Below are 6,312 nucleotides of genomic sequence, written 5' to 3'. Positions count from 1 at the left end.
CCCCCCGCGCGCGCGCGCCCCCCCCCCCTCCTTCGGTGGGGGTTTGTCTTCAGTTGGGGGTCGGGGGTCCCCCCCCCCGGCCCCCCCCCTACCCGGGGCGACCGACCGGCAACCACCGACCGTCCGACCGGTAGCCACCGACCGTTGGTCGGTGGGCCGGTCAACGATCAACCTTCGCCGAAGTGCGCGTCGGTCATCGCCATCAGCGGCTCGGCGCCGGCCTGGATCGCGGCGGCGTGGCTGAGCGTGCGCGGCAGCACGCGGGCGAAGTAGAACCGGGCGGTTTCGCGCTTGGCCTGCTTGAACGCCGCGCTCTGCGCGGAAGCATCGGCGGCGGCGACGCTGCGCGCCCACCAGTAGGCCAGCACCACATAGCCCGAGTAGAACAGGTAATCGAAGCTGGCCGCGCCGAGCTCATCCGGGTTGCCGGCCGCGCGCTGCAGCGTTGCCATGGTCAGCTTGCCCCATTCGTCGGCCTTGGCGCGCAGCGGCGCGATGAACTCGGCCAGCGCCTCGTTGCCTTCATTGGCCTTGGCGAAGGCCTCGATCTCGGCGAGCATCAGCTTCAGCCCGGCGCCCTGGCTGGACGCGGTCTTGCGGCCGATCAGGTCCAGCGCCTGGATGCCGGTGGTGCCTTCGTACAGCGTGGTGATGCGCGCATCGCGGGCCAGCTGCTCCATGCCGTGTTCGCGGATGTAGCCGTGGCCACCGAAGCACTGCAGGGCGTTGTAGGTGTTCTCGATGCCCCATTCGGTCTGGCAGGCCTTGGAGATCGGGGTCAGGAAGCTCACCAGCGTATCGGCGCGCTCACGCTCGCCGTCATCCTCGGCATGGTGGGCGATGTCGATCAGGGTGGCCGCGTGCAGCGCGAGCAGGCGGCTGCCTTCGACCAGCGATTTGATGGTCAGCAGCATGCGCCGCACGTCCGGGTGGACCAGGATCGGATCGGCCGGCTTCTCCGGGTTCTTCGGGCCGCTCAGCGAGCGCGACTGCAGGCGCTCGCGGGCGTACTTGAGCGCGTTCTGGTAGGCACGCTCGGACAGGCCGATGCCCTGCAGGCCGACCCCCAGGCGTGCGGTGTTCATCATGGTGAACATTGCCTGCAGGCCCTTGTGCGGCTGACCGACCAGGTAGCCTTCGGCACCGTCGAAGTTCATCACGCAGGTGACCGAGCCCTTGATGCCCATCTTGTGTTCGATCGAGCCGCAGCGCAGCGCGTTGCGCTCGCCGACCTTGCCCTCGCGGTCGACCTTGAACTTCGGGGTGACGAACAGCGAGATGCCCTTGGCACCGGCGGGTGCGTCGGGCAGCTTGGCCAGCACCAGGTGCACGATGTTGTCGGTCAGGTCGTGCTCACCGGCGGTGATGAAGATCTTGGTGCCGGTGATGGCGTAGCTGCCGTCCGCGTTCGGCTCGGCCTTGGTCTTGAGCAGGCCGAGGTCGGTGCCGCAATGCGGTTCGGTCAGGCACATGGTGCCGGTCCAGCGGCCTTCGATCAGCGGCTTGAGGAAGGCGTCCTGCTGCCACGCCTCGCCGTGCTGCTTGAGCGCTTCGATCGCGCCGTGCGAGAGCAGCGGGAAGTTGCCCCACGCCAGGTTGGCGGCGTTGATCATTTCGTTGAGCGGCACGCCCAGCGTATGCGGCAGGCCCTGGCCACCCAGCTCCGGCGCAGCGGTCAGGCCAGTCCAGCCGCCGTCGACGAACTGCGTGTAGGCCTGTTTGAAGCCGGGCGGGGTGGTGACCTCGCCGGTGGCCTGGTCGAGCACGCAGCCGATCTCGTCGCCCACACTGTTCAACGGTGCCAGCACGCTGGTGCTGAAGCGGCCGGCTTCTTCCAGCACGGCATCGACCACATCGGCGGTGGCATCGGTCAGGCCGAGGCGCGCGAACAGCGGCTCGACCTTCAGCACGTCATGCAGGGCGAAACGGATATCGGAAAGCGGGGCGGTGTAGCTGCTCATCGGGTACGGTCTCGATCAGTGGCGAAGGAAGGCGGAAAGCCGCCGGTCAGCGCAGGACGCCGGGCAGGCCGGGGGCCTGGTTGAGCGTGCTGCGGCTGTCAATCTCGAAGGTGCGTTGCTTCTTTTCCTGCGGGGTGGCGCTCACCGACCCCTTCAGCGAATACCCCAGGGTGCGGTTGCCGGCGAGTGCATCGGCCATCACCAGGCGTGCGCCCGAGCTTGGCTTGAGCTCCACGTTGACCACATCGGCCGACACCCCGCCGATCGACAGCGCGGGCTGCAGCTGCAGCTGGCCGGCGTCCTGGTCGCTGACCGTGAGCTGCAGCGAAACGTTGTCGAAGGTCATCGGCATCGAGCTGAAGTTCTGCAGGCGCAGCGCGACCGTCCAGCTGCCATCGGCACGCACCGTCAACTCCTGCACGCTGGCGGCCGGCTCGGAGACACGTTTGACCGTCTTGTTGCAGGCGGTCAGGGCCAGCGAGGCGATGACGATCAGGGCAAGGGCGAGGCGGGGACGGAAGCGGTGGGACATGGCGCAATCCTCAGGCGGGTGTTGCATGGGTATGAGCATACTACGGCGTATGGTGTTCGCGCTGCCTGTGGCAGCGTGACGCAAGGGTAGGGCACCGGGATGACCGGGCCACGTGCTTTTAGTCTGGGGGGAGCACGTCAGACGGGCCGCCGGGCGGCGTGGGCGGATCAGTCCAGCGGCGCCATCACCCGCAGCGGGGCGAGGTCATAGCCCATCGCCTCGGCGCGGGCCTTGAGCTGCCCGAACAGGGCGGTGTCCATGCTCGGCGAGCGCGACAAAATCCACAGGTACTTGCGGTCCGGCTCGCCGACCACCGCCCATTGGTACTCCGGGTCCAGTGCGATCACCCAGTAGTCGGCCCAGACCAGCGGTACCCAGGACAGCCAGTCCGGCACGAAGCGCACCTGCAATTGGCCAGGGTGGCCCTCGACCGGGCGCGCCACGCCATCGGCGGCCACGCGGTCGCCATCGGCCACGCGGCAGGCGTTGTGCACGCTGATCCGTCCATCGGCACGCAGGCTGTAGGTGGCGGTGATGTCGCCGACGCACTTCTTCTGGAACGAGACCGGCAGGTGCGCGATTTCATGCCACTGGCCGGCATAGCGGTCCATGTCCAGCGCCTCCACCGAGGTCACCGGCGCGGCGGCCCAGGCCGACCCGGAGGCGGCGAGGGCGAGCAGGGCACTGATCAGATAGCGGCGGCGCATTGTCGACACTCCACACAAGACGCAGCGAGCTTAGGCACAGGCAGGACGGTAATTGTGAATATTCCGTCATCCGGTGCGGGGAGGTCGCCGCGTTGTACGCCTGCAGTGCGTTGCGGATCGCCGCTTCGATCATTGCGTCATCGTCGCGTGCGCTGACGCGCTGACGCGCTGAGTGGAGGTCGTGGCACGCGATCACGCAGCGGACAGGCGAGTGATGATCGGCGCACGAAGCTGTGCGCACACTGCCTGGTTGAAGGATGCGATGTGGCTGTGCCGAACGACAGACAAAAAAAATGACCTGCATTTCTGCAGGTCATCTGAAAGTGTGGTGGCCGGGGACGGAATCGAACCGCCGACACGGGGATTTTCAATCCCCTGCTCTACCAACTGAGCTACCCGGCCACTTCATCGCTGCGTTGCCGCTGGCGAGGACGCGAATAATACGGAGGTATGCAGGGTTCGGCAAGCGTTTCGCGAAAAAAATTTCACATTTGTTTCCGAACCCTTGTCCGCAGGCGTCCAAGTACTTGATCCAGCGGGTGAGGGCGCGTCACCCGAGCGCATGAACATTGGTTCAGGCGGCCGCGCGACGCGGCTGCCCTCGATCACGCTGCGGTCGATCCTGCATCGTCGGGCATGCACCACAACAGCACGATGCCGATGGACATCATGATCGCCGCCAGCACCAGGGCGCCTTGGTAGCTGCCGCTCTCGCGCGCCAGCGTGCCGGCGATCGCGGGGGCGATGATCTGGGCGACGCCGTAACTCAGCGTCAACGTCGCCATCGCTTTGGCCGGGTTGTGCGGATAGTGGCGGCCGACCATGGTCAACGTCAGGCTGACGATGCCGGCGAAAGTCAGGCCGAACAGCACCGCGCTGGCCGCGCCCGTCCCTATCCCATCGTCGAGCAGGGGCAGCACGAACGAGACCGTCTGCAGTGCATACGCGAGCATCAACGCGCGGATCAGCCCCAGCCGTGCCGCCAGCCGGTCCCAGACAAACGTCGAGGGAATCGCGGTGATACCGACCAGTATCCACACCCAGCTGCCGCGACCGGCGAAGGCAGGGGTCTGCACCAGGATGGCGACGATGAACGTCGCACTGACCACGAAGCCGAACCCCGCGCAGAAGTACGATGCGATCAACAGCCCACGCCAGCGCCGGCCAGGCGCGGGAGGAGCGGCCGCACCGGTCGCGTTGGAGATCGGTACCGGCGCCGGCATCCAGGCCCAGGCCGGGACCAGGAACACGATCGCCAACGCGCCCAGCGCCATCCATTGCCGGGAGGAGGCCAGGTGATCGGCCATCGCCGCAGCCGCCAGCCCGGAGACCGCGATCCCCAGCCCAAGGCCCGCGAAGTGCAGGCCCAGTTGCGGCCGCCGCTGGTGGGCGAGCAGCCAGTTGAGCACCAGCCCCGAGGCGAGCAGGAGGCCGGCGGTGCTGGACAGGCCCGCCACGAAGCGCAGCACGCCCCAACTGCCCATCTGGCCGGTCGCGCCCATCAGGCCGGTGGAGACCACCGCAAGCACCAGGCCGATGCGGTAGAAGCGGAACTTCAGCTGCATGTCCCCGACCCGGGCGACCAGCAGCGTGCCGGCCAGGTAGCCCAGATAGTTGAACGTCGCCAGCCAGCCGCCCCCGGCTGCCGACAGTCCCGCGTCGGCGCGCATCACCGGAAGCAGGGGCGTATAGGCGAAGCGCGCCAGGCCCACCGTAAGCACCAGGGCGCAGATGCCGGCAGCGATGACCTGCCAGGCATGACGGGGCGGCGGGGCGACAGGGGGCATGTGCGTGGGTGGCAGCGGGGAGGCCCCTATCGTGCGGGGAACGCGGTGATGGTGTCTTTCGATAGAATGACCACTTCTGTCGATGAGGCGTCACATGGCCGCGGTCGAGCGAACTGCCCCGGGCTGGCGTGAAGTCGCCGTGCCGCCGCTGCGCCGGTTGCCATGGCCGGTGGTGGCACGCAGCCAGTGGCTGGACGCCGGCGAGCGGTTTCCGCCGCACGTCCACGCCTGGAACCAGCTGGTATACGCCAGCACGGGCGTGCTCCAGGCCAGTGCCGGACACGCCCGCCACGTGATCACGCCGCAGCAGGCGCTGTGGGTGCCGACCGGTACGCTGCATCACACCGGTGCATTGAGTACCTCGGCCTTCCGTAATCTGTATGTAGGTGACGATCCAACACTCGGGATGCCGACGCACTGCGTGGTGCTGGACGTGTCGCCGCTGCTGCGCGAGTTGATCATCGAACTCGACCGCACCGTGCCCGATCACGACCGCAGCTATTACGCCACCGTGTGCACGCTGATCACCGCGCAGCTGCCGCGCCAGCCGCAGCACGCCCGGCATCTGCCGTGGCCGCAGGATGCCCGCCTGCAGCGCTGGTGCCAGGCGCTCTACGAGCAGCCTGCCGATACCCGCAGCGTGGAGGACTGGGCGCCGCTGCTGGGTGCATCACCACGCACCCTGGCACGCCACTTCGAACGCGAGACCGGCATGCGCCTGCGCGACTGGCGGTTGCGGCTGCGCCTGCTGCGCGCCATCGAGTGGCTGGCGCAGGGGCGTTCGCCGACGGTCATCGCGCACGCGCTGGGCTACGCCTCGGCGTCGGCGTTCAACTACATGTTCCGGATCGAGATGGGCATGAGCCCGTTGCAGTGGAAGCGGGCACGCACTACGGCGTAACCGGGCACGCCAGGCTGACCAGGCGCTCGTTCTCGAAGCGTGCGTGGATCATGCCGTTGTCGGCTTTGCCTTCGGGCCACTCTGCTTCGTCGCCCGCACCTGGCAGGGGATCGCCCAGGAGGAAATACACGCGGCCACGGCTGTCGCCGATCCGCACCTTGTTGCATGCCGCGGCCGGCGAGGCCATCTGGCCGCAGTCGCCCTGCAGCAGGCACAGGCGCGTATGGCACTTGCCTGCACCGGACGACCAATGGCCCTGCGCGACCAGGCAACCGGGCTCGGTCGCCAGGATCGCCCAGCATGCCAGGCCGAACACGGTTGTGGCGGACATCAGCACCGGCAGCAGGTAGCGACGTCGGCGGGAAAAGGAAACGTTCATGACGCGATGATGCGCCCTGACCGGCGGCGAGGGCAACGCATGCGC

At 67.9% G+C, this 6,312-nt stretch carries 6 protein-coding genes and 1 tRNA gene; 1 reads left to right on the top strand and 6 read right to left on the bottom strand.

Annotated elements, in window-relative coordinates:
• Positions 1 to 167: 167 nt before the first annotated feature.
• The 5 genes from ABE473_RS14165 to ABE473_RS14145 all read right to left on the bottom strand — a co-directional run bounded on the left by ABE473_RS14165 (position 168) and on the right by ABE473_RS14145 (position 4,987).
• Entirely contained in the window at positions 168 to 1,961 is a 1,794-nt protein-coding gene (locus tag ABE473_RS14165) for an acyl-CoA dehydrogenase C-terminal domain-containing protein (RefSeq protein ID WP_346489920.1), read from the bottom strand.
• A 46-nt stretch (positions 1,962 to 2,007) separates the two neighbouring features.
• Positions 2,008 to 2,493 carry an LEA type 2 family protein gene (locus tag ABE473_RS14160; protein ID WP_346489919.1) on the bottom strand — a complete coding sequence of 162 codons (486 nt, stop codon included), beginning with the start codon at positions 2,491 to 2,493 and terminating at the stop codon, positions 2,008 to 2,010.
• A 167-nt stretch (positions 2,494 to 2,660) separates the two neighbouring features.
• Positions 2,661 to 3,200: a lipocalin family protein gene (locus tag ABE473_RS14155; protein WP_346478131.1), complete on the bottom strand. Its 540-nt coding sequence runs from the start codon at positions 3,198 to 3,200 to the stop codon at positions 2,661 to 2,663.
• Positions 3,201 to 3,526: 326 nt separating this feature from the next.
• Positions 3,527 to 3,602, bottom strand: a tRNA-Phe gene (locus ABE473_RS14150).
• Between the two features lie 203 nt (positions 3,603 to 3,805).
• Positions 3,806 to 4,987: a YbfB/YjiJ family MFS transporter gene (locus ABE473_RS14145; RefSeq protein ID WP_346489918.1), complete on the bottom strand. Its 1,182-nt coding sequence runs from the start codon at positions 4,985 to 4,987 to the stop codon at positions 3,806 to 3,808.
• 94 nt (positions 4,988 to 5,081) lie between these two features.
• On the opposite strand from ABE473_RS14145, the gene ABE473_RS14140 reads away from it, so the two are divergent.
• Positions 5,082 to 5,888: a helix-turn-helix transcriptional regulator gene (locus ABE473_RS14140; RefSeq protein WP_346489917.1), complete on the top strand. Its 807-nt coding sequence runs from the start codon at positions 5,082 to 5,084 to the stop codon at positions 5,886 to 5,888.
• On the opposite strand, the gene ABE473_RS14135 is transcribed toward ABE473_RS14140, so the two are convergent.
• On the bottom strand, positions 5,878 to 6,267 hold the full coding sequence (locus ABE473_RS14135; RefSeq protein ID WP_346489916.1) for a hypothetical protein: 390 nt from the start codon (positions 6,265 to 6,267) through the stop codon (positions 5,878 to 5,880). The genes ABE473_RS14140 and ABE473_RS14135 overlap by 11 nt on opposite strands.
• Positions 6,268 to 6,312: the final 45 nt, after the last annotated feature.

The organism is Stenotrophomonas sp. TWI700, from assembly GCF_039673645.1.
In the GTDB taxonomy this organism is placed as follows: Bacteria; Pseudomonadota; Gammaproteobacteria; order Xanthomonadales; family Xanthomonadaceae; genus Stenotrophomonas; species Stenotrophomonas maltophilia_AA.
The sequence above is the reverse complement of the archived record's forward strand: the minus strand, read 5'-3'. Positions and strand labels throughout refer to the sequence as shown.

Bases quoted from the DNA above. Each gene is read 5' to 3' on its own strand.
- ABE473_RS14145 (WP_346489918.1), bottom strand. From the start codon at position 4,987: ATGCCCCCTGTCGCCCCGCCGCCCCGTCATGCCTGGCAGGTCATCGCT.
- ABE473_RS14135 (WP_346489916.1), bottom strand. From the start codon at position 6,267: ATGAACGTTTCCTTTTCCCGCCGACGTCGCTACCTGCTGCCGGTGCTG.
- ABE473_RS14155 (WP_346478131.1), bottom strand. From the start codon at position 3,200: ATGCGCCGCCGCTATCTGATCAGTGCCCTGCTCGCCCTCGCCGCCTCC.
- ABE473_RS14140 (WP_346489917.1), top strand. From the start codon at position 5,082: ATGGCCGCGGTCGAGCGAACTGCCCCGGGCTGGCGTGAAGTCGCCGTG.
- ABE473_RS14160 (WP_346489919.1), bottom strand. From the start codon at position 2,493: ATGTCCCACCGCTTCCGTCCCCGCCTCGCCCTTGCCCTGATCGTCATC.
- ABE473_RS14165 (WP_346489920.1), bottom strand. From the start codon at position 1,961: ATGAGCAGCTACACCGCCCCGCTTTCCGATATCCGTTTCGCCCTGCAT.